Annotated in this window: 21 protein-coding genes; 15 read left to right on the forward strand and 6 right to left on the reverse strand. The window is 69.6% G+C overall.

What is annotated here, in order from left to right; translation table 11 throughout:
* The first annotated feature begins 15 nt into the window (after positions 1-15).
* Positions 16-1848, forward strand: a complete 1833-nt coding sequence (locus ACGFIB_RS33830; RefSeq protein ID WP_393377315.1) for a lectin — start codon at positions 16-18, stop codon at positions 1846-1848.
* Between the two features lie 99 nt (positions 1849-1947).
* Here the strand turns inward: ACGFIB_RS33830 and ACGFIB_RS33835 are convergent, their stop codons facing one another.
* Positions 1948-2940: a sugar kinase gene (locus ACGFIB_RS33835; protein WP_357252566.1), complete on the reverse strand. Its 993-nt coding sequence runs from the start codon at positions 2938-2940 to the stop codon at positions 1948-1950.
* A gap of 123 nt (positions 2941-3063) precedes the next feature.
* Here ACGFIB_RS33835 and ACGFIB_RS33840 point away from each other — a divergent pair, with 123 nt between their 5' ends.
* Entirely contained in the window at positions 3064-5058 is a 1995-nt protein-coding gene (locus ACGFIB_RS33840; protein ID WP_393377318.1) for a right-handed parallel beta-helix repeat-containing protein, read from the forward strand.
* Positions 5059-5141: 83 nt separating this feature from the next.
* Here ACGFIB_RS33840 and ACGFIB_RS33845 read toward each other — a convergent pair whose 3' ends face one another.
* Together ACGFIB_RS33845 and ACGFIB_RS33850 are read right to left on the reverse strand one after the other, a co-directional pair.
* Positions 5142-5897, reverse strand: a complete 756-nt coding sequence (locus ACGFIB_RS33845; RefSeq protein ID WP_393377321.1) for an SDR family oxidoreductase — start codon at positions 5895-5897, stop codon at positions 5142-5144.
* Positions 5894-6922 (reverse strand): zinc-dependent alcohol dehydrogenase, encoded by a 1029-nt coding sequence (locus tag ACGFIB_RS33850; protein WP_393377323.1) that lies wholly within the window; start codon positions 6920-6922, stop codon positions 5894-5896. Before ACGFIB_RS33850 ends, ACGFIB_RS33845 begins: the two co-directional genes overlap by 4 nt.
* Before the next feature lie 131 nt (positions 6923-7053).
* Here ACGFIB_RS33850 and ACGFIB_RS33855 point away from each other — a divergent pair, with 131 nt between their 5' ends.
* Genes ACGFIB_RS33855 through ACGFIB_RS33885 form a run of 7 tightly spaced genes read left to right on the forward strand, consistent with a single transcriptional unit; the run spans position 7054 to position 13656 of the window.
* Positions 7054-8421, forward strand: coding sequence for an ABC transporter substrate-binding protein (locus ACGFIB_RS33855; protein WP_142576062.1), 1368 nt, complete (start codon positions 7054-7056; stop codon positions 8419-8421).
* Position 8422: 1 nt separating this feature from the next.
* Positions 8423-9358 carry a carbohydrate ABC transporter permease gene (locus ACGFIB_RS33860; protein WP_189105104.1) on the forward strand — a complete coding sequence of 312 codons (936 nt, stop codon included), beginning with the start codon at positions 8423-8425 and terminating at the stop codon, positions 9356-9358.
* 4 nt (positions 9359-9362) lie between these two features.
* Positions 9363-10274 (forward strand): carbohydrate ABC transporter permease, encoded by a 912-nt coding sequence (locus tag ACGFIB_RS33865; protein ID WP_357252576.1) that lies wholly within the window; start codon positions 9363-9365, stop codon positions 10272-10274.
* Between the two features lie 28 nt (positions 10275-10302).
* A complete protein-coding gene (locus tag ACGFIB_RS33870; RefSeq protein WP_357267099.1) occupies positions 10303-11490 on the forward strand; it encodes a mandelate racemase/muconate lactonizing enzyme family protein in 1188 nt (395 codons plus the stop codon).
* Positions 11487-11831: an L-rhamnose mutarotase gene (locus ACGFIB_RS33875; RefSeq protein WP_142576068.1), complete on the forward strand. Its 345-nt coding sequence runs from the start codon at positions 11487-11489 to the stop codon at positions 11829-11831. The genes ACGFIB_RS33870 and ACGFIB_RS33875 overlap by 4 nt, the downstream gene beginning before the upstream one ends.
* Positions 11828-12658, forward strand: a complete 831-nt coding sequence (locus ACGFIB_RS33880) for an amidohydrolase family protein (protein WP_393377328.1) — start codon at positions 11828-11830, stop codon at positions 12656-12658. Before ACGFIB_RS33875 ends, ACGFIB_RS33880 begins: the two co-directional genes overlap by 4 nt.
* Positions 12655-13656, forward strand: coding sequence for an aldo/keto reductase (locus ACGFIB_RS33885; protein WP_393377330.1), 1002 nt, complete (start codon positions 12655-12657; stop codon positions 13654-13656). The genes ACGFIB_RS33880 and ACGFIB_RS33885 overlap by 4 nt, the downstream gene beginning before the upstream one ends.
* A 98-nt stretch (positions 13657-13754) precedes the next feature.
* On the opposite strand, the gene ACGFIB_RS33890 is transcribed toward ACGFIB_RS33885, so the two are convergent.
* Both ACGFIB_RS33890 and ACGFIB_RS33895 read right to left on the reverse strand, forming a co-directional pair.
* Complete coding sequence (locus ACGFIB_RS33890; RefSeq protein ID WP_167748506.1) at positions 13755-14549, reverse strand: FadR/GntR family transcriptional regulator; 795 nt, start codon at positions 14547-14549, stop codon at positions 13755-13757.
* A 110-nt stretch (positions 14550-14659) separates the two neighbouring features.
* A complete protein-coding gene (locus tag ACGFIB_RS33895; RefSeq protein ID WP_393377333.1) occupies positions 14660-16297 on the reverse strand; it encodes a GH39 family glycosyl hydrolase in 1638 nt (545 codons plus the stop codon).
* Positions 16298-16625: 328 nt separating this feature from the next.
* On the opposite strand from ACGFIB_RS33895, the gene ACGFIB_RS33900 reads away from it, so the two are divergent.
* The 6 genes from ACGFIB_RS33900 to ACGFIB_RS33925 all read left to right on the forward strand — a co-directional run bounded on the left by ACGFIB_RS33900 (position 16626) and on the right by ACGFIB_RS33925 (position 24297).
* Positions 16626-17690 (forward strand): LacI family DNA-binding transcriptional regulator, encoded by a 1065-nt coding sequence (locus ACGFIB_RS33900; protein WP_393377335.1) that lies wholly within the window; start codon positions 16626-16628, stop codon positions 17688-17690.
* 210 nt (positions 17691-17900) lie between these two features.
* Positions 17901-18842, forward strand: coding sequence for a carbohydrate ABC transporter permease (locus ACGFIB_RS33905; protein WP_393377338.1), 942 nt, complete (start codon positions 17901-17903; stop codon positions 18840-18842).
* A 52-nt stretch (positions 18843-18894) separates the two neighbouring features.
* Positions 18895-19704, forward strand: a complete 810-nt coding sequence (locus tag ACGFIB_RS33910; RefSeq protein WP_357252592.1) for a carbohydrate ABC transporter permease — start codon at positions 18895-18897, stop codon at positions 19702-19704.
* Between the two features lie 33 nt (positions 19705-19737).
* On the forward strand, positions 19738-21075 hold the full coding sequence (locus ACGFIB_RS33915; RefSeq protein ID WP_393377341.1) for an ABC transporter substrate-binding protein: 1338 nt from the start codon (positions 19738-19740) through the stop codon (positions 21073-21075).
* Between the two features lie 10 nt (positions 21076-21085).
* A complete protein-coding gene (locus ACGFIB_RS33920; RefSeq protein ID WP_393377344.1) occupies positions 21086-22132 on the forward strand; it encodes a LacI family DNA-binding transcriptional regulator in 1047 nt (348 codons plus the stop codon).
* A gap of 92 nt (positions 22133-22224) precedes the next feature.
* Positions 22225-24297 carry an alpha-galactosidase gene (locus ACGFIB_RS33925; RefSeq protein WP_393377346.1) on the forward strand — a complete coding sequence of 691 codons (2073 nt, stop codon included), beginning with the start codon at positions 22225-22227 and terminating at the stop codon, positions 24295-24297.
* A gap of 51 nt (positions 24298-24348) precedes the next feature.
* On the opposite strand, the gene ACGFIB_RS33930 is transcribed toward ACGFIB_RS33925, so the two are convergent.
* Positions 24349-26064: a lectin gene (locus ACGFIB_RS33930; protein ID WP_393377349.1), complete on the reverse strand. Its 1716-nt coding sequence runs from the start codon at positions 26062-26064 to the stop codon at positions 24349-24351.
* Positions 26065-26313: the final 249 nt, after the last annotated feature.

Here is a 26313-nt window from a genome sequence, read left to right on the forward strand (position 1 = left end):
GACGAAAGGACACCCATGCTGCGACATCTGACCCCCGCCGCGCTCGGGCGCGTCGCGGGGAGCGACCGGAAGACATCCCTGCTGCGACGCCTGTCGATGACCGCGGCGGCGCTCACCGTCGCCGCGACGGTGATCCCGACCGTCCCCGCCCAGGCCGCCGCCTTCAAGGTGCTGGTGTTCTCCAAGACGGCCGCGTTCCGGCACGACTCGATCCCCACGGGGATCCAGACCATCCGCGACCTGGGCGCCGCCAACGACTTCACCGTCGACGCCACCGAGGACTCGAACGCCTTCAACACGAGCAACCTCGCCCAGTACAAGGCGGTGGTGTTCCTCAGCACCACCGGTGATGTGCTCAACGACAGCCAGCAGGCCGCCTTCCAGACGTACGTGAACGGCGGAGGCGGTTACGTCGGGGTCCATGCGGCCGCCGACACCGAGTACAACTGGCCGTACTACGGGCAGCTGATGGGCGCCTGGTTCAACAACCACCCGGCGATCCAGCAGGCCACCGTGCGGAACGAGGACCGGGCGCACGCCGCGACCGCTCACCTGGGGACGACATGGTCGCGTACGGACGAGTGGTACAGCTTCCGCTCCAACCCCCGCTCGAACGTCCGCGTGCTGCAGAGCCTGGACGAGAGCAGCTACAGCGGCGGCGGCATGGGTGATCACCCGATCACCTGGTGCCACCCCCAGTCCTCCGGCCGGGCGTTCTACACGGGGTTGGGACACACCCAGGAGTCGTACGCCGACTCGAACTTCCGCACCCTGCTGCTGGGCGGGATCCGGTACGCGGCCAAGGCCGTCAACGCCGACTGCCGCCCGGAGACCGGGTACACGGCGCTGTACAACGGGTCGACGACGGGCTGGTCGCAGGTCGGGCCGGGGTCGTTCACCAACAGCGACGCCACGCTGACCTCCCAGGGCGGCATGGGGATGCTGTACTACGGCGCCAAGGAGTTCCACTCCTACTCCCTCAAGCTCGACTGGAGGATGACCGGTGACTCCAACTCGGGGGTGATCGTCGGGTTCCCGCCCACCAGCGACCCGAACACGGCGCTCAACACCGGATATGAGGTGCAGATCGACGCCACCGACACCTCCGACAAGACGACGGGGGCGATCTACGGAGTCAAGTCGGCGGACATCACGGCCCGTGACGCCGCGCTGAATCCGCCGGGTCAGTGGAACACCTATGAGCTGCTGGTGGAGGGTGAGCGGCTGCAGGTGTTCCTGAACGGAACCAAGATCAACGATTTCACCAACACCGATTCGGCCCGCTCGCTCCAGCAGGGCTACATCGGCATCCAGAACCACGGGTCGGGCAACGTGGTGGCGTACCGCAACATCCGTGTCAAGGAACTGGCCGGCCCATCGCCCTCCCCGTCCCCGTCTCCATCTACGTCTCCGTCCCCCTCCCCGTCCCCCTCGCCGTCGCCGTCACCTTCGTCTTCGGCGAGCACGAGTGCGTTGAGGGGTGTGGCGTCGGGGCGGTGCCTGGACGTCAACGGCGCCTCGCAGGCCAACGGCGCCCTGGCGCAGATCTGGGACTGCAACGGCCAGAACAACCAGAAGTGGACCACCACCAGCGCCGGTGAGCTGCGGGTCTACGGCAACAAGTGCCTCGACGTCAACGGTGCGAGCACGGCGAACGGCACGAGCGTGCTCATCTGGGACTGCAACGGCCAGAACAACCAGAAGTGGCGCCTCAACTCCGACGGCAGCATCACCGCCGTCGGGGCCAACAAGTGCCTCGACGTGACCGGCAACGGCACCGCCAACGGCACCAAGGTGCAGATCTACACGTGCAACGGTCAGAACAACCAGAAGTGGACCCGGGTCTGACGCCGTCCGGGCACGCGCCTTCGCCGGGGTGATCCCTCACCCCGGCGGAGGCCGGCTCCTGGGGAGGTTCCCCCACCGCCGGGCGGCGGGACGTGAGGTTCAGCGGCGGACCTCACGCCCGGTGCCCCGGGCGATCTCCAGCACCTCCTCGGCGCTGAAGCGGCACTGGTCTCCCTGCACGCTCATCGCCAGGGAGGCCATCGCCGTTCCCCGGCGGAGCGCCTCCTCGGGGGAATCGTCGAGTACGCCCCACAGCACGCCGGCCGCGAAGGCGTCCCCGGCGCCGATCCGATCGACTCCGACGGTGGGCAGCGCGGGGGCCGCGAAGGACTCGCCCTCCCAGTGTGCGACCGCGCCGCCGGCCCCGGCCGTCACCACGACGCGGCCGACCGCCAGCGTCGTCGCCAGATCGCGCGCGAGCGTCGCGGGATCGCCGGCCAGGCCGAAAAGGTCGCGAGCGTCCTCGGCGCGGCAGATCAACAGGTCGACGTCGGGAGCCACTTCGGCGGCGAACGAGGCGGCCGCCTCCGGCGAGCACAGCGCCGATCGATAGTTGACGTCGTAGACGACCAGAGCGCCGCGCGCACGCCCCTCCCGTGCCGTTCGCAGCACGAGCGCGTCCGATCCGGGTGCCAGCGCGGCGGTGATGCCGGTCAGATGGATGATCCGCGCCTCGCACACGGCGGTCCAGTCGAGATCGTCGACGCGGAGCGAGCCGAACGCGGTACCGGCCCGGTCGTAGAGGACGCTCGTCGGGCGGGGCGGGGAGCCGATCTCGGCGAAGTAGAGTCCGAGGCGCTCGTCGGCCATCCACCGCACGGTGTCGAGGAGGACGCCGGCGCTCGACAGTGAGTCCGCGACCCGGCGCCCGAGGACCGTGTCCGGCAGCGCCGACGTCCAGCGGGCGGACACCCCGACCGACGCCAGGGCGACGGCGACGTTCGCCTCGGCGCCGCCGGCGTGCACCCGCAGCCAGCCACAATCGCGCAGCCGCTCGCCGGCCGGGGGCGACAGCCGCACTATGGCCTCACCCAGCGTCGACACCTCGACGCGCCGGCCGCTGACGGGGCCTTCGCTCTGCTGCTCGCTCATGCCCGGGAATCACCCCTCTTGACGGACGCCCTTTACTCAAGATTTCATCATACCTATGATGTGTTACATCACATGCACCAAGGGAGCCGAAGACAAGTGAAACAGGGTCATTTGGCAACCCTCGTGGCAAGCATCTCCGTCGCGACCGCCGGCATCGTCGTCATCGGCGCCACACCGGCGCTCGCCGTGCCGCCCCATCCCGGCCGGACCACGATCGTGGTCTCGCCCGACGGCGACGATCACCATCAGGGCACGCCGGGCAAGCCGCTGCGCACCCTGCCCGCGGCGCAGGCGATGGCGCGCGCGTCGGCGCGCGCGGGAAGCGCCGTGACGGTCGAGCTGAGGGACGGGACCTATCGGCTCGACAAGCCGCTGCGTTTCACCGCGGAGGACTCGGGGTCCGGCGCCAAGCCGGTGACCTGGACCGCGGCGAAGGGGGCGCACCCGATCATCTCCGGCGGCCGGACCGTGACCGGCTGGACGTCGTACGACGCGGGCAAGAACATCTTCGTCGCCTCGGTGCCCAAGGGGCAGGACAGCCGTCAGCTCTACAAGAACGACGCCGCGGCGCCGCGCGCGGCGATCACGATCGCCCGCGGCGACGTGACGATCACCGAATCCGGCATGGAGATCAAGAATCCCGCGCTGAACTACCTCGCGACGCTGCCGGACCAGAGCCGCATCGAGGTCGAGAGCCAGGGCTCCTTCACCGATCGGTACGCCCCCGTGCAGAACATCAGCGGGACGACGATCACCATGCAGCAGCCCGCGTGGCAGAACAACAACTGGGGGTACGACACCCTGGCGCGCCCGTTCGCGGGCGGCCAACTGCTGCTCGAGAACTCCTACGCCTTCCTGCAGGAGGGACAGTGGTACCTCGACCCGGCCGGCGGCAAGCTGTACTACCGCGCCGCCGCCGGTGAGGACCCGAACGGCGCGTCGTTCGTGCTGCCCTCCCTCGAGTCGCTCGTGCAGATCGCGGGCAGCTACGCGAACCCGGTGCACGACCTGACCTTCTCGGGCATCCAGTTCTCGCACTCGACCTGGCTGTCGCCCGGCTCGTCGATCGGCTACGCCGACCAGCAGAACGGCGCCTTCATCCCGAAGGCCTACCCGCAGCCCGCCGACTATCTGAGCAGCTGCCAGTCGGGCTGCCCGCTGTTCGAGGGCGCGCGCAACGGCTGGAACCAGATGCCGGCGGCGGTCCAGGTGGCCGCGGCCACCCGTGTGAAGTTCACCGACGACGTCTTCGCCCACCTCGGGCAGGTGGGCCTCGGCATCGGCCTGGACGCCAACGCGAACGGAGCAGGGATCGGGCTCGGCGTCACCGAGACGACCGTGCACCACAACCTGTTCACCGATCTCGGTGGCGCGGGGGTCGTCGCGGGCGGCGTCCAGCCGGACGCCCACCACCCGGGCGACCCGGCGATGACCCTGCGCGACATCACGATCGACAACAACTTCGTGACCGACGTCGCCAAGGACTACAAGGAGATGTCGGGCATCCTCACCACCTACGTGGACCACGCCGTGATCGCGCACAACGAGGTCTCGAACCTCGCCTACGACGGGATCGACACCGGCTGGGGCTGGGGTGCGAACGACGCGGGCGGCAGTCAGGACTACAAGAACCGGGGCCTCTACGCGTACCAGCCGATCTACAACACGCCGACGACCCTCAAGAACACCGAGGTGACCGGCAACCTGATCCACGGCGTGAAGAAGGTCTTCCACGACGGCGGGAGCCTGTACAACCTGTCGGCCAATCCCGGCGCCGTGTTCAGCGGGAACTACATCTACGACACCAAGCGCACGGTGGGTCTCTACCTGGATGAGGGATCTCGCTACGTGACGATGAAGAACAACGTGATCCAGGACTGCGGAGTGTGGGTGTTCACGAACTCCTACGGGACGATCAACAACACCAGCGACAACGTGCTCCAGCACAACTGGTACAACTCGGGCGGCACGCAGACGCCGGACGCCGGCGTGCACAACAACCAGCTGATCGACAACGTCCAGGTCTCGGGCACGGCCTGGCCCGCCGACGCCCAGCAGGTGATCGAGCAGGCCGGCATCGAGCCCGCCCTGCGGACCTTCCCCGGGGTCTCCCGGTAGTCACCTGACGGCGGTAGCGGCCGGACGACGATGAGGCGGGGAAGCCATGCGGCTTCCCCGCCTCTTCTATCGGGGCGAGCGCGTTATCTCGCCAGCCACCCGCCGTCCACCGGAATGATTGCGCCGGAGACGTAGTCGGAGGCCGCCGAGCTGAGGAAGACCGCCACTCCGGCGAGGTCGTCGCCGCGGCCCCAGCGCCCGGCCGGGATCCGCTCCAGGATCGACCGCGACCGGTCGGGATCGTCGCGGAGCGCCGCCGTGTTGTCGGTCGCGATGTAGCCCGGCGCGATGGCGTTGACGTTCACGCCCCGTCCGGCCCACTCGTTGGCGAGGGCACGGGTGAGGCCGGCGATCCCCGACTTCGCGGCGGTGTAGCCGGGCACGTTGATCCCGCCCTGGAAGCTCAGCATGCTCGCCGTGAACACGACCTTGCCGCGGCCGCGCTCCAGCATCGGACGCGCGACCAGCTGCGTGAGGGCGAACTGGCTGGACAGGTCGATCTCGATCACCCGGTCCCACCACGAGAGCGGATGCTCCGCCGCGGGAGCCCGTTCGATGGTGCCCGCGTTGTTGACGAGGATGTCGGGAGCCCGTTCCGCGAGCTCGGCGCCCAGCGCCAGGACGGCGTCGCGATCCGCGAAGTCCACCGCCCGGCTCTCGAAGGATCGGCCGAGCCCGCGGATCGACTCGGCGATCTCGTCGTCGGCCCGCGCCTGAGTGCTCACACCGATGATGTCCGCGCCGGCGGCGGCGAGGGCCTCCGCCATGGCGCGGCCGATGCCACGGCGGGCGCCGGTGACGACGGCGAGACGGCCGTGAAGGTCGAACATACCGCTCATGCCCCGGCCTCCCCCGCGACGTCCACCAGGATCTTCATGGCCCGGCCCGCCGACAGGTCGTCCATCGCGGAGGCGACCTCCTCGATCGGGACGACGCGGGAGATGAGGGCCTGCGCGGGGATGCGGCCCCGGTTGAGCAGGTCGACGGCGCGTTCGAAGTCGGACCGCTGGTAGACCCGGGCGCCCAGCAGACGCAGCTCGCGCCAGAACACGCGCTGCAGGTCCAGCTCGCGGGGGGCGGAGTGGATGGCCACCACGACGATCGTCCCGCGCACCTTCGCCAGGTCGGTGGCGGATCGGGCCGCGGCGGCGGCTCCCGACACCTCGAACACCACATCGGCGCCGACGCCGTTCGTCCAGCGTGCGATCTCGGCGGCCATGTCGGCCGAGGCGGGATCGATCACCTCGAACCCGAGCGCGGCGATCCGGCTGCGGCGAGAGGCGTCGACCTCGGCTACGATGACGTGCGCGCCGGCGTCACGCGCCACGGTGGCGATGAGCACGCCGATGGGGCCGCCGCCGAGCACGACCGCGTGGTCGCCGACCTGGAGACCCGAGCGCCGGACGTCGTGCACCGCCACGGCGACGGGCTCGACGAGCGCCGCCGTGCGCAGGTCGAGGCCGGGGGGAAGCGGCACCGCGATCGACGCCGGCACATTCCACCGCTGTTGAAGTCCTCCGGGGGCGTCGATTCCGACGAAGACGAGGTTCTGGCAAATATGCTGATGACCGGCGAGGCAGGCCGGGCACGTGCCGTCCCAGACCAGCGGCATGACGGTCAGGGGGTCACCGACCTTCCAGCCCTCCACGCCCGCACCGACCGCCGCCACGGTGCCCGACGTCTCGTGGCCGAACACGAGGGGCGTCCGTACCCGGGCGTCCATGGCGCCGTGCGCGATGTGGAGGTCGGTTCCGCACAATCCGCAGTACGCGACGGCGATCTGAAGCTCCCCGGGGCCCGGCGGCCCGACCTCCACGGAGACCGTCTCCAGACGGCCTCCGCCCACATACGCAGCACCCTTCATCGGCGTTCTCCCTCTCCTTCGCACCGCACCGCACCAGCGGCGGCAACTCTTGCGCTCATCATACGTATGCCGTTACTTTTATCACCATCTCTCACCCCCCGATGTGGGAGACAGGACAAAAGGACTCGAACATGTTCCGTTTCACACGAGCCGGACGCACGGGCCCATGGATGCGCGCGATCAGCGTTGCCGGAGCATCGGCCATCGCCCTCACCCTGGCCGGTTGCGGCGGCGACGGCGGCACCTCAGTCGGTTCCTACGGCTTTCCGCAGGTAACTCAGGACGACAAGGCTCCCATCACTGTATGGGTTGACTCCGATAGATCAAGCGCGGCCGACGCCTTCAAGAAGGCGAACCCGGACGTCAAGATCAACGTTGTTACGTACGACGGCTCCGCCAACGGCTCCAACTCGTTCCGGACGAAGGTGCAGCTCTTCGACCGGGCCGGCAACGGCTGGCCCGACGTCGTGTTCTCGACGCAGAACAACGACGCGGCGTGGGCGAGCCAGAAGAGCAACGGCAAGCAGGCGTTCGCTGCCGTGCTCGACGGCGGGCTCGTCCCGAAGGCCACCCTCGACTCCTTCACCAAGGGTTCGCTGGACCCGTGCACCGTCGAGGGCAAGGTCTACTGCCTGCGCAACGACCTCGCCCAGGTCGCGCTCTGGTACAACAAGGACCTGCTCGACAAGTTCGGCTACACCCTCCCCACGACGTGGGAGGAGTATCAGGCGATCGGCGAGAAGGTGGCCAAGGAGCACCCCGGCTACATCGTCGGCGCCGTCGGAGACTCGTTCGCCTCGGAGATCTACTTCTGGAGCGGCAAGTGCCAGGCGAACGGCGTCACCGGTCCGAAGACGGTGTCGGTCAGCACCGGCACCCCGGAGTGCCAGCGCGTCGCGTCGATGCTCGACGTTCTGATCAAGAACGGCACCACGCCCAACGTGAGCGTGTTCACGCCGGAGTTCGTGAAGAAGTACACCGGTAAGGTGCTCCTGATGCCCGGCCCGGCCTGGTACGCGGGAGCCATCTTCAACAACCCGCAGTCGCTCAACGTCCCCGCGGGCCAGCTCGGCGTCGCGGCGCCGCTGACCTGGCAGGGCGACAGCCCCGCGACCGGCAACGTCGGCGGCGGCACCTGGTTCGTCAGCAGCCATTCGAAGAACCTCAAGGCGGCCGAGAAGTTCGTCGAGTTCGTCACGACGGCCGACGACTACCAGGTGAACGTCGCTCCCGGTTACCCGGCCTACGCGCCGGCCGCGGAGAAGTGGCTCAAGAAGCAGGAGTCGAGCGGCTACTACGCGACCGACCTGCAGGCTCTGCTCACGGCCGGGTCGCTGATCTGGAACGGGTGGGGCTCCGGCGTCTTCAGCCAGGAGGCGATCTGGGCGAAGACGATGACTCCGGCCATCGCCAACGGCAAGAACCTGGTCGACATGCTTCCCGAGTGGGAGACGGCGATCAAGAACCAGGCCCAGGTCAACGGATATACGGTCAAATGACATGACAGCCATGAATGAGACCGGCCCATCGGCCACGCTGGCACCGCGCGGAAGGCCGGGCGAAAGGAGCGCCGCCGGCGAGAGGAGCGCGATGAGCTACGGCTTCGTCGCCCCCTACACAGCGCTGGTGGTCGCGTTCGGGGTCCTGCCCGCCCTCTACGCAGTCTTCCTCGCGTTCACCGACAACGAGGGCGGCTTCGCGGGAATCGCCAACTTCACCAAGGTTGTGAGCGACTTCCGCTTCCTGCCCGCCGTCGCGCATGTCGCGCTCTACCTGGTGATCTGGCTAGTCGCCCTGGTGGTGCTGGTCTCGTTCCTGGCCGTCGTCGTGCACGCGGTCCGGGTGCGATGGCTGAGCCGGACACTTCGGTTCGTCTTCTACCTGCCGGGCGCCCTGGCGGGCGCGTCGAGCGTGCTGCTGTGGCTGTTCGTTCTCGACCCGACCGCCAGCCCGGTCAGCGGCCTGCTGCATATGCTGGGATTCTCCAGCTTCGTGCAGGTCATCGTGCCGGCGAACCTCCCTCCGGTCTTCGCCATCATCGCGTTCTGGACCGGCGCGGGCGGGTGGATCGTCATCATGTACGGCGCGCTCAACAACATCAGCCCCGACGTGATCGAGGCCGCGCGCATCGACGGCGCCACCGTTGTGCAGATCGCCCGGCGCATCCAGCTGCCGATGCTGCGCAAGTGGATCTCGTACATGGGCATCATGTCGCTCGCCGCCGGCACGCAGTTGTTCGTCGAGCCACAGCTGCTCTCTCAGGCGAGCAACGCGATCGTGCCCAACGACTACTCGCTCAACCAGCTCGCCTACCAGTACGCGTTCCAGCAGAACGACTTCAACGGAGCGGCGGCCATCTCCCTGCTGCTGCTCGTCATCGCCCTCGCGCTGTCGGCCGTCTTCGTGACACGCGGCGGCCTGTTCGAGAAGGACTGAGGCTATGACGACAGTCGACGTCGGTCGCCCGGCGGGGCGACAGGACGGTGTAAGCGGCTGGAGCATGCGGACGATCATCGGCGTCGTGGTCGCGATCTTCGTGCTGTTCTTCGTGATCCCGATCGTCTGGCTGCTGCTGGCGACGACGAAGTCCGCACACGCGCTCATCATCGAGAACCCGTTCCAGCCCGGCAGCATCGGTGACCTGGCCGCCAACTGGAAGCAGTTGTTCGACTTCCAGGACGGCGCGGTCACCTCGTGGGTCGGCAACTCGGCGCTGTACGCTGTGGGCGCGCTCGTCATCACGCTCGTTGCGAGCATCCCGGCGGGCTACGCGATGGCGTTGACGGAGTTCCGCTTCCGGCGGCTGCTCCTGGTGCTGACGCTGATCGTCATGCTGATCCCGAACACCGCGCTGGTGCTGCCGATCTTCCTTGAGCTGAACGTGGTGGGCTTGATCGGCAACCCGTTGTCGGTGATCCTGCCGATGTCGTTCTTCCCCTTCGGCGTGTACCTCACCTACATCTACTTCTCCACCAGCGTCCCGCGTGATCTGCTCGCGGCGGCGCGCCTGGACGGATGCACCGAGTTCCAGGTGTTCGCGAGGGTCGCGCTGCCGCTGGCCGCGCCGATCGTCGCCCTGGTCGCGTTCTTCAGCTTCGTCCAGAACTGGAACAACTTCTTCCTGCCTTTCGTGATGCTGCCGTCGAGCGACGGGTACCCGGTCCAGGTCGGCCTGACCTCCCTGCTCGCCTCGACACCGGCGTTCAACCCGAGCTCTGCCGGCGCCCAGTCCGTGCAGCTGCCCACGCTCGCGCTCGCGACCGTCATCTCGGTGTTGCCGGTGCTGATCGTCTTCCTTTTCGCACAGCGCTTCCTGGTCGCCGGCATGACGGCCGGAGGCACCAAGGAGTGAGTCGAATTCTCGTAGTAAAGGAGCAACCGTGAAGGTCACCGGCTATCGCAGCCTGACCACTGGGCACGACTGGGGCCGGCTGATCGGCGACGCCAACGGCGTCATGCCCGAGCCGCGCACCGATGTGCATGTGCTGATCCTCGAGACCGACAGCGGTCTCGAGGGCGTCGGGCTCGGAGCGCACGGCGACATCGACCGCGTCTTCGGCGCCGTCGAGGGCGAGGACCCGCGGGCCGTCTCCTCGCTCTACGACCGGATGCTCGACCGGGTCTTCAAGACCGGCCACTCCGGCGCCACCTTCGGCGCGATCGGTGCGATCGACATGGCGCTCTGGGACCTCAAGGCCAAGGCGGCCGATGAGCCGCTCTGGCGCACTCTCGGCGGTCGTGACCGGTTCGTTCCGGGCTACGCCTCCGGGCTGGACATCGCCCTCGACGACGACGCCCTCGTACGCCTCTACGAGCGCTTCGCGGACCGGGGCTTCAGCGCCGCCAAGCTCAAGGGCGGCCGGAGCTTCGATCACGACCTGCGCCGGCTGCAGGCGCTGCGGGACGTCTTCGCCCGCAACTCGGCCGAACCCGCCCTCATGCTCGACGCCAACGAGTCGTGGAACCGCTCGCAGGCCGTGCGCTATCTCACGGCACTGGAGCGGTCGGTGGACCTCGCCTGGGTGGAGGAGCCGGTGCGCAGGTGGGACGCGGCCGGGCTCGCCTCGGTCCGGCAGGGCATCCGCGCCGGCGTGGCGACCGGAGAGAACCTCACCGGCCTTGAGCAGTACCGGCCGCTCCTGGACGCCGACGCCGTCGACATCGTCCAGGTGGGCAACGTGTGGGGCATCACGCACTTCCTGCGGGTGGCCGCGGTCGCGCACAGCCGTGACCTGCCCGTGAGCCCGGTGGCCTACCACACCAACCCGGTGGCGCACGCCGCCGTGGCCGTGCCGAACCACCTGGCCTTCGAGGTCCAGGATCTGTCGGCCCCCATCGGACTCCACGTCGACCAGGAATTCGAGGACGGCGGGATCGTCCTCGGCGACGAACCGGGCCTCGGCATCCGGGTGGACGAGGATCACATCCACGCCGTGCGGGCCGCGGATCCGCCGGCCGCGATCGACGGGCCCCATGTCCGCCCCAAGCGGGCCGGCCTGCGCCTCATCCCGGATTCCCACGGGGACGACCGCATCGGCGCGTCCGCCGGAGAGCGGGTGAGGTCGTGAGCGCCCAGCCCCGCGTGGAGCGTCACGCCCTCGTCGTCGGCGTCCGGCCCGAGCGCCGGGAGGAGTACCTCGAACTGCATCGCAACGTCTGGCCGCAGGTCGAGCAGACCCTGCGCGACGCGAACGTCACGAACTACTCGATCTTCATCGTCGGCGACATGTTGTTCGCCTACTACGAGTACGTCGGCGACGACCACGAGGCCGACATGGCCCGCATCGCCGAGGACCCGGTGTCGCGCGAGTGGTGGACGCACACCGACCCCTGCCAGGTGCGCATCGTCGAGGAACGCGATCCCGGCGCCCTGTGGCAGCCCATCGACGAAGTCTGGCATCTGTCGTGATCAGTTCCGTCGACGCGCACGTGCACCTCTGGAACCGGGCCACCGATCCGCAGCCGTGGATCGACCCGGTGACGATGGCGGCGATCGACAGAGACTTCGCGCACGGCGACCTCGAGCGGATGCTCGACTCGACCGGCGTGGACGTCGCCGTCGTCGTGCAGTCGAGCAACAGCGCCGCCGAGACGAGGCGGCTGCTGACGCAGCCGGGCCCGCGCGTCGCGGGCGTGGTCGGCTGGGCCGACCTCACAGGTGACGTCGCGGCCCAGCTCGGCGAGCTCGACGCCGCGGCGCGCCGGAGGCTGGTCGGGATCCGTCACCTAGTCCATGTCGACCCCGATCCCGACTGGCTCGGGCGGCCCGACGTGGGAGCGGCGCTCGACCGGCTGGCCGCCGCCGGCCTCGGCTTCGACCTGGTGGTGCGGTCGTGGCAGCTGCCGCTGGCCGCGACCGTCGCGGCCGCGCATCCCGGCGTGCGCTTCGTCGTCGACCACCTCGGCGGAATCGCCGAAGCGGACGACGACGGCCGCTGGGAGGCCGGCCTGCGCGAGCTCGCCGCCCGGCCGAACACCTGCGCGAAGATCTCCGGGCTGGCCGGGCTGGTGAGCGGCGGCGACGCAGCCCGCCTGCGCCGCGTGGTCGGCGTGGCGCTGGAGGCCTTCGGCCCGCAGCGGCTCATGTACGGCTCCGACTGGCCGCTCGCCGAGCTGGGATGCGGCCCGGTCGCGTGGCGAGGAGCGGTGGACGAGCTGATCGGCGAGCTCAGCCCGGCGGAGCGCCAGGCGGTCATGTCCGGCACCGCGTCGGCCTTCTATCGGCTCGGCGCATGACGGCGCAGGTCGCGGAGCTGCTGACGCGGGGGCGGTCGAGGCAGGGCGTCCTCGGCCTCGGCGGATCGCCGCTCGGCAACTTCGCCCGTCCCATGACCGACGACGAGGCCGCCGTGACGATGCGCCGGGCGTGGGATCGCGGCATCCGCTACTTCGACACCGCGCCGCACTACGGCCTCGGGCTCTCCGAGCGCCGCATCGGCGCCGAGTTGCGCCGCCGCCCTCGCGACGAGTTCGTCCTGTCCACCAAGGTCGGCCGCCTGATCGTGCCCAACCCCCGGCCCCGGGAACGGGACGACGACGGGTTCGCGGTTCCCGGTGACCTCACCCGGCAGTGGGACTTCTCGGCGGCGGGCGTCGAACGCTCGCTCCGGGAGAGCCTGGAGCGCCTCGGACTCGAGTCGGTGGACATCCTCTACCTGCACGATCCCGACCAGGCGTGGGAGGGCGCGACCGGGGAGGGGCTCGCGGCGCTGGCGCGGCTGAAGGCCGGCGGCGTCGTGAAGGCCATCGGCATCGGGACGAACTCCACCACCGGGCTCGCCGGGGTCATCGAGGACGGGCTCGTCGACGTGATCATGCTGGCGAACCGCTACTCGCTGCTCGACCACACCGCGCTCGACTCGGTGCTCGCGCCGGCCCATCGTTTCGGTGTCGCCGTGGTGGCCGTCGGCGTCTTCGCCACCGGCCTGCTGTCCACCGCCCGCCCCGCACCCGGCTCGACGTACGAGTATCGCGCCCCCGACGCGGATGTGATCGGGCGCGCCGAGCGCATCGCGACGGTCTGTGAGGATCACGGCGTCGAACTCCCCGCCGCCGCGCTGGCCTTCCCCCTGCTGCACCCCGCGGTCTCCGCGATCGCCGTCGGCATGCGCTCACCAGACGAGGTGGACGAGAACCTCCGGCGGTTCGAGACCGACATCCCCGCCGGGCTCTGGAGCGACCTGATCGCCGAAGGCCTGATCCCGGCCGCGGCCGTGCGCACGCACCAACCCTGACACCCCGGCCCCGGCCGCAGGTGGTGGCGGTGGGCGGCGCGTGAGCGCCGCCCGCCGTCGTGGCGCTGGCCTGCGGCCGGCGCCACGACGGCGGGCCCTCAGGAGCCGGACTCCTGGCCCATCGCTCCGCGTACGCCGGGGCGGCGCCTGGCCCACGAACCCACTATGTGGACGCGCATCGCGGCCGCGGCGCCCTGAGCGTCTCCCTGGAGGATCATCGACTCGATCTGCCGGTGCTCGGCGAGCGACTGGAGGTGCTCCTCCCTGCTCGGGTCGCCGTTGTACCGGCTCGACAGCCGTGCCTTGGCATGGATGCCGTGGATGATCGCGTGACCGAGACGGTTGCCGGAGGCCAGCATGATCATCTCATGGAAGGCGACGTCCTCCCTGCCGTAGCGTTCCGGGTCGTGCAGGCTCTCCGCGAGGACGTTCGCCTGCTTCTTCAGCGCCTCGGCCTGATCCGGTGTGATCACGCGGGCGCACTGCGCCGCCATGTCGCACTCGAGCGCCGCCCGGACGTTGATGAGGTCGTCGAGGATGGACAGGTTGCTGTCGTGCCGGATCTGCGCCTCGAGGACGAGGGGGTCCAGCAGGTTCCAGCCGATCGGCTCGAGAACCCGGGTCCCCCGGCCCGGCGTCGCCTTGACCAGGCCCTTCGCCTCCAGCAGCTTGATCGACTCGCGCACCACGGTGCGGGAGACGCCGAACTCACGGCACAGCTCGGGCTCGGTCGGGAGTACGGTGTCGACGGGATAGGCGCCCGACACGACGCGGTCGACCAGATGCGTGACGACTGTGTCGCCCAGGCGCCTGGGGCGTCGGTAGCTGGGCGGCTCCAGCGAGGCGTGGGAGGTGCTCCCGGTCGGACCGGAATGAGAGGACGCGGCAGTCACTGGGCCTCCAGGAGGATCTTCACCAGGCCAGTATACGCTCCAGCACATATGTAATTCATATGATGTAACCGATACCACAGTGCGTCACCTGTGGGAAGGCAGCCGTGCGGTCATGCCGGCTGCCGCAACGACATCACCGCCCACGGCGCGAGTTCGACGTCGAGATCGAGCACACCGGTCCCGGGCACGGTCAGCGTGAACCGGAGGAGCGAGTCGGCGACCTTGCTCAGGTGCTCGCTCTCGGCCCGGGACGGATTGAGCGGCGACCCGAGCCGATACCAGGCCTCGGCGACGTTCCCGTGCTCCCAGTCCACGATCTCGACGAGGAACGCACTGCCCGGCTCCAGTCCCCCGATCGAGTGCCGGATCCTCCGGCTCGGCCCCATCTCGGCCAGCGCGCGTGTCCCCTCATACGAGTTCTGCGCCCGGAGACCCTTCATGCCCATGTCGTCGGGGTAGTTGAAGAACACCGCCGACACCGCCGACGTCCGGCTGTCGCGGGTCACGACTCCGTCGGAGGTCGCGAGGAGCAGCCGGTCACCGAGCCGTTCCAGCATCGTGAAGGCGTGGAACGTGGGCTTGTGCACGCCCCCCTCGTTCACGAGGCCGAAGCCGCCGTGGAACGGCCCGATGCCGGCGCCCCCCTCCTCGAAGACGTCCGTGAAGGTCCAGTAGGAGATCGAGTCGGCGAGGGTGGCGCACTGCAGATACGACCGCGTGATGGAGGTCGCCGCGAACACCGTGTCGTGGATGAAGTCACGCGATGACGGCGACGTCGACCACTCCGTGATGTGGATCTCCGCGTCCGGGTACGCACTGCTGCCCACCAGCTCGCGCAGCAGCGTCAGGTCGTCGAACGTAGCGTCGGCGTACCGGGTGATGTGCACCGCCTCGCCGTCGGCGGCGAACGCGAAGTCGGTGGGATAGGTGTGCGTCGAGACGAAGTCGATCGGAAGTCCGCGCTCCGCGCACCAGGCGATGAAGTCCTCGATCCACACCGGGCGCCAGTCGAGCGCGTCCACGTCGGAGGCGGCGGCCGTCTCGTGCGTCGCGACGCGGTCCTCGACCTCGCCCTTGTAGCGGTCGTCGGGCACGAAGACGCTCGTCGCGGGCCCGCCCACCTTCAACGCGGGATCGATGTTCTTGATCGCCGTCACGGTCTGCTCGTAGAGCTCGAAGTACTCGGTCTTCGTCCCGGTCCAGAAGTGGGGAACCAGGTTCGGCTCGTTCCACACCTCGAAGCGCCACTCCCGCACCTCGTCGAGGCCGTAGCGGTCGATCCAGTGCTCGACCGACCTCGTGACCAGCTCGACCCAGCGCGCCATGTCCTTGGGCGGACTGCCGTGCGCGCCCCACCAGAACAGCGTCTCCGTCACCGTCGCCAGCTCGCGCGGCATGAAACCCAGCTCGACGAACGGACGGACACCACAGTCCAGGATGAAGTCGAACACCTTGTCCACGTAGCTGAACGTGTACACGGGCTCGGCGAGAGGGGCGTCCGGCCCGAACCCACCGCCGTAGCTCTCCCGGTACACGAACATGTCGTCGTGGAAGACGCCGTGGAAGCGGATGTACCGGACTCCGCATGCCTCGACGACGTCGGCGAACTGCCGTTGCCAGTCCGCGCGCAGCGCCTCGTTCGCCCGTCCGGCGCCGATGCACCTGCTCCAGACGTGCGGGAACGCGCTGTCGTCGCACCGCTTGCCGTCGATCGTCAGCGGGGAATCGGCCCTAGCGTCGCTCGTCATGCCTCACTTCTCTTCACGAATGGTCTGCGGGTGGGACGCGGGTGGGATGCGGGTGGGAGATGGCCGGCGGTGGAGCGCACCCGGCCCGTGACGGCGCGCGGCGACAGGGCCGGCCGCCGGTTCCGCTGCAGGCCGGGAACCCCGGTGAGCACGGCATGGCGGGAAGGAGAGGTTCGAAAGTATTTCGCGATTCGTTCGACGTCGGCAGGACAGTAGGTGGTGGGTCCGCCCGGTGTCAACGGATGAACAAGGGCGAACGCCTGCCGGCACGTGGCGGTCAGGCCCGTGCTAGGTTCCGAAAGAGTTTCGTAGCCCGGAAGGAGCCCTGATGCCACGGCGAGGTCGTTCCGAGCGAGCCACCCTGGCGGATGTCGCCCGGCTGGCCGGTGTCTCCCCCACGACCGCGTCGAAGGTCCTCAACGGGCGCGGCGACGTGGGGCCGAAGACACGGGAGCTTGTCCTCGGGGTCATGGCCGAGATCGGCTACAGGCCGACGACGGCGCGTCACGAGCGGACCCGGGACCGGGCCCTCGTCACCCTGCTCGACTTCGTGGAGTCCCGTTATGCCGGGACGGTGCTCCAGGGAATACTCGTGGCCGCGACCTCCGCGCGGGCCGAGCTCCTCCTTCGCCTGCCGCCCGGCGAGCCGATCAGCACGAACCGTACGGCGGCCCGCGCCTGGATGGAGGAGCAGAAGGCGTCCGGTGTCGCCGGTGTCATCGCGCTCGCCGTCGCCGTGCCCGACGCGGTGCTCCACGCCGCGGAGGATCTCGAGGTGCCCGCCGTGACGATCGACCCGATCGATACGACCGAATCACGTGTCGTCAGCATCGGCGCCACCAACTGGGCGGGCGGCCGCTCGGCGGCCGAGCACGTCATCAGGCTCGGCCACCGCAGGATCGCCTGGATCGGCGGCCCGCTGGGCTCCGCCCCCTCGGTGGAGCGTTTCCACGGATACCAGGCCGCGCTCGACTCGGCCGGCCTCACGCCGGACCGCGCGCTGATCCGCCATGAGGCGTTCTCCGTCGAGGCGGGACTCCGGCACGCTCGTGACATCCTCTCGCTGGACGAACGGCCGACCGCCGTCGTCGCGGGCAACGACGAGATCGCCGTCGGCGTCCTCGCCGCGGCCAAGGAGCTGCACATCGCCGTCCCCGGCGAGCTGTCGGTCACCGGGTTCGACGACACGCCGCAGACCGAGTGGACCACGCCCCGGCTCACGTCCGTCCGGCAGCCTCTCGTCGGCATGGGCCGGATGGCCGTCGAGACCGTCCTCGGCATGGCGGACGGCGTCCAGCCCGCCTCCCGGCATCTCCAGCTCGCGACGACCCTCAGCGTCCGCGACTCGACGGGCCCGGCCCCTCGTCCTGACTCCCCCGGCCCCTCGTCCTGACCCGCCCGGCCTCCCCACGGCGACGCGGGGATCACGCCCGCACGGTCTGGCGGGCGGTCTGGCCGGGCGAACTGGCCGGGCGGACTGGCTTTCCAGGCACATCGCGTGCTCGTCGCGGATCGAAGGCACTTGACGGCTGCGATGTTATCGATAACTCTTCTCTGCATCAACGGAATCCTCCGGGTCCCTGGTGGCTTGTGGAGAGAGAATGTGATCGATAACATCAGCTACGACCGATCCCAGCAGGGGCACCGCCGGGTGGAGCACCGGCTCGCGGCGCGGGTTCGCGTCGTCGCCGAGGCGTACGCCCTGCTCGCGCCGAGCCTCGTCGGCTTCCTGCTCTTCCTGGTGGCGCCCATCTTCGGTGTGGCGGCGCTGAGCCTGTTCGACTGGAACCTGATGGGCGCGCCGTCGTTCGTCGGGCTGGACAACTACCGCGAGCTGGCCGCCGATCCCGAGGTGTGGCGGGCCGTGCTCAACACGATCTACTACGTGGTGCTCAACATCCCGGCGCAGACCGTGCTGGCGCTGCTGCTGGCGGTGGCGCTGAACCGGCGGATGCGCGGCGGCAAGGTGCTCCGGGTGGTCTTCGTGCTGCCCTGGATGGCCATGCCGGTGGCGCTCGGCATCATCTGGTCCTGGGTGTTCGACCCGAGATACGGCGTGGTCAACCAGCTGCTGGGCACGGTGGGCATCGACGGCCCGAACTGGCTCACCGACCCCGCCTGGGCCATGCCGGTGATCGCCTCGGTGAACGTCTGGCAGTACACCGGCTACACGATGCTGATCCTGCTGGCCGGGCTGCAGGCGATCCCGCACACGCTGTACGAGGCCGCGGCGATCGACGGCACCACGCCGGTGCAGCGGTTCTTCATGATCACTCTGCCGCTGCTGCGGCCGTCTCTGTTCTTCGTACTGGTGACGAACATGATCGGGTCGTTCCAGATCTTCGACACGGTCTTCGTGATGACCCAGGGCGGTCCGGGCGGCGCCACCGACGTGCTGAACTTCCACATCTACCAGCAGGGGTTCCAGCTCTTCCGGTCCGGCTACGCCTCGGCGCTGGCGATGGTGCTGTTCGCGCTGATCCTGCTGGTCACCGCGGTGCAGTTCCTCTATTTCCGCAAGCGCACCGTCTACGACTTCTCCTGAGGACCCGATGAAGAGGACCCAATTGAAGAGGACGTGGACGAGGAGGATGCGGATGAAGAGGATCGCGCTGTATCTCGTGCTCTTCGCGGGCGCCGTGGTCTCGGTCGCGCCCTACCTGATGACGCTGAACTCGGCGTTCAAGGAACCCGCGCAGGTGCTCACCACGCCCGCCTGGGAGCCTGCCCTCCCCGTCACGTTCGACAACTTCGCCCAGGTCTGGTCGGACTACGACATGGCCGGCTTCCTGATGCACTCGCTGGTCTACGCCGGGGCCGTCACGGCCGGCCAGGTCGTGTTCAGCACGATGGCCGCCTACGCCTTCGGCAGGATGTCGTTCCCCGGCCGCGACGCGCTGTTCTGGGGCTACCTCGCGACGATGATGGTGCCGCAGATCGTCACCCTGGTCCCGCTCTTCCTGATCATGCGGGAGTTCGGGCTGATCGACACCTATCTCGGGCTCATCCTGCCCACCGCCTTCGGCACGCCGTACGGGATCTTCCTCGTGCGGCAGTACTTCCGCACGATTCCCGTGGACCTGGAGTCGGCCGCGCGCATCGACGGCGCGGGCACGCTGACCGTGCTCGTCCGGGTGCTGCTCCCGCTGAGCCGGCCGATCCTGGCCACCCTCGCGACCATCACGTTCATCACGACCTGGAACACGCTGCTGTGGCCGCTGATCGTCACGAACGGCGACGCGATCCGGGTGGTCACGCTCGGCATCTCGGCGCTGAAGGGCCAGCACTCCTCCCAGTACCACCTGATCCTGGCGGCCGCCGCCCTCGCGCTGCTGCCGCTGGTCGTGATCTTCCTGCTGTTCCAGCGGCACATCGTCCGTTCGATCGCCCTCACCGGACTGAAGTAACCACCCCCCGCGCAGAGAGAAGGGCATACGTATATGTCCAGAAAAATCGTCATAACCGGAGTTGCGACGGCGGCCCTGCTGTCCCTGGCCGCGTGCGGCGGCGCAGACGACTCGGACTCCACCGGCGGCACCGTCACCCTCCGGTACGCCATGTGGGACGAGGTGCAGAAGCCCCCGATCGAGCAGTCGATCCGCGAGTTCGAGAAGGCCCACCCGGCCATCAAGGTGCAGATCGAGCTGAACAACTGGAACGACTACTGGAGCAAGCTGCAGACCCAGCTCGCCGGCCGTTCGGCCCCCGACGTGTTCTGGGACCACGTCTCCTACTTCCCCAAGTTCAGCAAGGAGGGCGTGCTCACCGACCTGGCGCCGCTCATCGCCCAGGACAAGGTGGACACCTCGATCTACGACCCCAAGCTCGCCGAGGGCTGGAAGGTGAACGGCAAGGTCTACGGCCTGCCCAAGGACTGGGACACCATCGGGCTCTTCTACAGCACCAAGGCCCTCAAGGAGGCCGGGCTCACCCCCGCCGACCTCGACGGCCTCACCTGGAACCCCGCCGACGGCGGGACCTTCGTCAAGACGCTGCAGAAACTGACGGTCGACGAGAACGGCAAGCACGCCGACGAGGCCGGCTTCGACCCCAAGAAGGTCAAGCAGTACGGCCTGGCCATGCAGGCGCCCACCGGTCAGCAGGACTGGTGGAACTTCGCCCTGCAGAACGGCTGCACTCTCCAGGACAAGCCGTGGGGCCGGTGGACCATCGACCAGCCGGCCTGCGTGCAGGCCGTCCAGTTCGTCCAGGACCTGCGGCTGAAGTACCACGTCGCGGTGCCTGCCACGGTCACCAACCCGCCCAACGGCCCGTCCCTCGACCAGGTGGTCGGGCGCGGCGAGGCGGCCGCCGCGATGGACGGAAGCTGGATGCTGCGCGCGTTCGACACCGCGCTGCCGGGCGGCGCTTTCGGCGTCGCCGACCTCCCCGCGGGCCCGGTCGGCAAGGGCAGCGTCTACAACGGCCTGACCGAGGCCGTCTACGCCGGCACCAAGCACCCGAAGGAAGCGTGGGAGCTGCTCAAGTGGCTGACGTCCGAACGCCATCAGAAGGCCGTCGCCCAGGCGGGCGCCGTCTGGCCGGGCATCCCCTCGCTCAACGACGTCTTCGCCGACGCGTGGAAGGCCAAGGGCGTCGACGTCACCGGCTTCAAGAAGGCCGCCGAGGGCACCACGATGGGCTACCCGCTGACCGAGGCGGCCGACGTCTACAACGTCAAGGCGCTCGACATCTTCAACCAGGTCTGGCTGGGCCAGCTGTCGCCGCAGGACGCCGCCCAGAAGATCACCACCGAGGCCAACGCCGCCATCAAGTAAGGTCTGACTCATGGAAGTTACCGGTCACATGCCTGCCCAGGACGCTCCTCGCGCGCGGTCGGCGAGCATCTGGGACGTCGCCCGGGTGGCCGGTGTCTCCCAGCAGACCGTCAGCCGCGTCATCAACGGCAAGGCCCGGGTCAGCGAGACGACCCGGGCCAAGGTCCTCCAGGTCATCGCCGAGCTCGGCTACCGGCCCAACCGGCTGGCCCAGGCGCTGGCCGGAGGGCCGGTCCGCTCGGTCACCGTCCTCACCTCAGACACCGCCCTGTGGGGCGCCGCCGCCACGCTGCGCGGCATGGAGGAGGCGGCGAGGACGGCCGGGTTCTTCGTGGGCATCAGCGTGCTGGAGCGGGACTCCGGCCAGGCCGACATCGCCCTGCGGCTGAACCGGCCCGGGGAGGCGGTCATGGTGATCGCCTTCGACGACGCGGGCGTGCGCGCGCTGCGGGCGCTGCCCGCGGACGTCCCGGTCGCGGCGGCCGTCGAGCGGCGGCCCGACGACGGGCCGGACGACCCCTGGCAGATCTGGCTGGACGACCGGGCGGCGGCCGCGCACGCGACCCGCTACCTACTGAGCCTGGGGCACCGGACCGTCCACTACGTGGCCATCCCCTCCTCCACGAGCGCGCTTCCGCAGCGCACCCAGGGCTGGCAGGACGCGCTGCGCGCCGCCGGCCGGCCACTGCCCGAGTCGCTGCCCGGCGGCTGGAGCCCTCGATCCGGCTACCTCGCCGTACGCTCCCTGCTCGCGGACCGATCGGTCACCGCGATCCTTTGCGGCAACGACGACCTGGCGCTGGGCGTGATGCGGGCCGCCCGCGAGGCCGGGCGGGACATCCCCGGCGACCTCAGCGTGGTCGGCTTCGACGACTCCCCGACCTCGGCCTACCTCAACCCCGCGCTCACCACGGTCCGGCTCGATTTCGAGGGTCTCGGCCAGGCCTGCTTCGGCCTGCTGCACCGCAGGCTGGACCCGCAGAACGCCCCGGCCGTCCCCGCCTGGAGCGAGCCCGAACTCATCGTGCGGGAGAGCAGCGCGCCCCCGTCCGCCTGACCTCCCACGGCTCCACAGCCCTCCGCCGCGGCATGCGGGCGGAGCGGTCCCGCATGCCATGCCGTCTTCTCCTTCGCCGTCGAAAGGCTGAGATGATCTACCACGACTCGCAACACCGCCTGTGGGTGCTGTCCGGGCCGTCCTCCTCCTACGTACTGCACCTCGACGAGGCCGACCGGCCGCGCGTCATGCACTGGGGTCCCCGGCTCACCCCCGAGCAGGCGGCCTCGCTGCTGCTACGGCTGCCGCGGCCCGGCTTCCGGCCGGTGGAGGACCCGCTGGAGGGGTCCTTCGACCTGATCGCGACCGGGGGAATGTGTTACGGGCAGGCCGGCCTACAGGTGCGCTTCGCCGACGGCACCCGCGACCTGGAGCTCGTCTTCACCGGGCAACGCCGCACCGATCGGGAGCTGGTGCTGGCCTACGCCGACCGTCACTACCCGCTGACCGTGGAGTGCCACTACCGCCTGTACGGCGACGTGATCGAGCGCCACCTGGTCCTGCGCAACGAGGGCGAGCCCGTCACCGTCGCCCGGGCGGACTCCGCCACCTGGGTCCTCCCCCGGATGAACGGCTACCGGCTCGGTTCCGTACGCGGTCAGTGGGGCGCCGAGACCCGCCTGCACCGCACCGAGCTGCCGTACGGCGAGACCGTCCTGACCAGCCGCAGGGGGGTGACCAGCCATCAGGCCAACCCCTGGGCGATGGTCGACGACGGCACCGCGGGCGAGGAGCACGGCGCGGTCTACTCCTGCGCGCTGGCCTGGAGCGGGAGCTGGCGGCTCACCGCCCAGCGCCTTCCCACCGAGCGGGTGACGCTGTCGGCCGGGGCCGGGCACGACCCCGTGACCTGGGAGCTGGGCACCGGCGAGGAACATGTGACGCCGGTCTGCGCGGGCCTTTTCACCGAAGGCGGCTTCGGCGCGGCCAGCCGCGCCTGGCACGACCACCAGCTCCGGCATGTCCTGCCGCATGCCGGCGAGGTCCGGCCGGTGCTCTACAACTCCTGGGAGGCCACGGGCTTCGACGTCTCGATGGACGGGCAGATCCGGCTGGCGGAGTCGGCCGCCCGGATGGGTGTGGAGCTGTTCGTGGTGGACGACGGGTGGTTCGGCGCCCGCACCCACGACGCCGCGGGGCTCGGCGACTGGTATCCCAACCCGCACCGCTTCCCCGACGGGCTCGGGCCGCTGATTGACCGGGTGCACGAGCTGGGCATGCGGTTCGGGCTGTGGGTGGAGCCGGAGATGGTCAACCCCGACAGCGACCTCTACCGCGCCCATCCCGACTGGGTGATCCACCGGCCGCACCGGCGGCGCACCGAGCACCGCAACCAGCTCGTGCTCGACCTGTCCCGGCCGGAGGTCGGCGACTGGCTGTTCCGGACGCTGGACGAGCTGCTGGCCAAGAACGCCATCGACTTCCTCAAGTGGGACATGAACCGCCCCTTCACCGAGGCCGGCCCGGACGAGCGGCTGTGGCTGGGCCATGTGCGCACCCTGTACGACGTGCTCGACCGGCTGCGCGCCGCCCACCCGCACGTACGGATCGAATCGTGCAGCAGCGGCGGCGGCCGGGTGGACCTCGGCATCCTGCGGCGCACCGACCAGGTGTGGACGTCGGACAACACCGACGCCCTCGACCGGCTGGACATCCAGCACGGCTTCTCGCAGCTCTACCCGGCCCGGGTGATGGGCGCGTGGGTCACCGACAGCCCCAACCCCTACACCGGCCGGGAGATCCCGCTCGACTTCCGTTTCCACGTGGCCATGGCCGGGGTGCTCGCGATCGGCGGCGCCCTGACCGAGTGGAGCCGGGCCGATCTGGACCGCGCGGCCGAACTGGTCGCCGACTACAAGCGGATCCGCCCACTGGTCCAGCACGGCCGGCAGTACCGCCTGCTGCCGCCGGGCGGCGAGCTGTCGGCCGTGCAGTATCTCGCCGCCGACGGCGGCGAGGCCGCCGTGCTCGTCCACCGCCGGGGCCGCCGGTTCGGCCACCCCGATCCGGGGATCCCGCTGCGCGCCCTCGACCCGGACGGGCGCTACCGCGACACGGCCACCGGAGAGGTCCACCACGGGGCCGTCCTGCTCACCCATGGCCTGTTCCCCGATCTGGCTCCCGGCGACTACGCGAGTGCCCTGCTCCACCTGGTCCGGGAATAGGCGTACGGGAAAGAGGAGGCCCACCGGGCGCCCGGTGGGCCTCCTCGCCCGTCACCTGGGCGTCAGGACCAGCCGGTAGGCGCCGTTGGCGTCCTGGTTGGCGATCGGGATCGTGACGCTGCCATTGGTGACGCTGTAGGCGTTCGACCACACCCGGGTCGCCGCCGACACGTTCGTCTTGCGTCCCGAGCCCGGAACGTAGTCAAGGGTCGCCGTGACCGAGGAGCCCAGCCCGCCGATCCCGTCGACGCGAATCGTGTTGTTGCCCGCCTGACCGGCGAAGACCAGGCTGAACGTCCTGCCGTCGTAGGCGGCCACGCCGTCGTTGTACGTGGTGGGGGTCACCTTGACGACGTTGCCGGTCTGGTCGGCGTACCACTTGTACATCCAGTACGACGCGGTCGGCTGGCCGTTGTACAGCAGGCCGTTGAGCGTCCCCGCCTCGTACCAGAACGCCCGCTCGGCGTCGCGCACGCCCTCACGCTCGAACTGCGCGACGTAGTGGTTCACGCTGCTCGGCACGTCGATCTCGCCGGTCGTGGCGTACTCGTTGATGGAGATGGGCCGCGGCGAGATGCCCAGCTCCCGCTCCAGCGCGCGGTAGGCCCGGACGTTGGCGGTGACCTGCTGCCATCCGCTCAGCTCGTGCCACGACACCACCTCGGGCAGGGTGTTCGTGGCCTTCGCGTTGGTGAGGAAGGACCGCATCCGGTTGAGGTCCAGGTATGAGTAGCTCGGGCCCATGATGGCCTTGTTCGGCTCGCTCTGCCGGATCCGCTGGTAGGTCCGCACCCACCCCTCGTTGAAGGAGACGCCCGACGCCGACGGCCAGGTCCAGTCCGGCTCGTTCCACGGCTCCCAGGCGTCGATGTTGCTGACGCCCGCCGACTTCGCCGCCGCGATCATCTTGTCGATCCGGCTGTACCAGTCGTTCCAGTTGGTCCAGTTGTAGGGGAAGCCGTCGAAGCTGTCCGCCATGTCGACGGTGATCACCGCGCCGACGGCGGCGCCGTTCCGCCAGATGTTCAGCGTGTCGCCGATCGGGACCGGGGAGCCGTTCGGCCGGTGCTCGTGCAGCGGCGGCGGCTGCCGGAGCTGGTGCAGCTTCAGCGGCTGCATCATCGACACCGGCGGGGTGTTCGCGTCGGACAGGCCGTAGAGGGTGCCCGACCCGACGCGGGTGACCGGTCGTACGACGCTGCTCGCGTCGACCACGAGGGCGCTGCCGCCGCCGGTCGTGCCGCCGCCCCACTTCTGGTTGCTCTGCCCGTTGCAGGTCCACAGGATGACGGCGGTGCCGTTGGCGGTGCCCGCGTGGTCCACGTCGAGGCACAGGCCCGACTGCGTCCCGGCGATCGACCCGTCGGAGTTGTGCCGCCACCTCTGGTTGGCCTGACCGTTGCAGGACCAGATGATCACCTGGGTGCCCGGCGAGGTCTGGTTGTTGTAGGCGTCCACGCAGCGGGTGCCGTTCATCGTGCGCAGTTCGCCGGCCGAGGTGAACTCGAAGCCCTGGTTGGCCTGGCCGTTGCAGTCCCAGATGTCCAGCGCGGTGCCGAGCGTGTCGACGTTGCCCTTCACGTCGAGACACCGGCCGGAGGCGGCGCTCACCAGCGGCGCGGGGGCCGCGGAGGCCGGCGCCGTCCAGGTGAGCGCGGTGGCCGCCAGCGTGACGAGCGCCGTGAGCAGGCTCATCAGCAGGCGCGGCGCGACGGCGCCCGGCGACCGTCGCCGCCCTGCCGCCGGGTGAACGGGTAAGTCGTGCATCGTTCTTCTCCTCGTTGGGGGCGTGAAGGCGGAAACGACGGAGGCGCGCGGAAGCGGCGCTCCCAGCCGTTCGGCGTCCCGGGATCGGCGACGCCCTGTAGGAGTTATCGGTAACATCAGGGTCTAGAGCGTGCCGTTGACCGTGTCAAGCCCCGGGCTCCGGCCCGGACGCGCCGCCCGGCCCCGATGCCGTCCTCAACCGCAGGTCAGGCCCGTTGCGATACACGCGGGCTGCCGCCACGACGGATG

The organism is Microbispora bryophytorum, from assembly GCF_043197435.1.
Lineage (GTDB): Bacteria > Actinomycetota > Actinomycetes > Streptosporangiales > Streptosporangiaceae > Microbispora > Microbispora bryophytorum.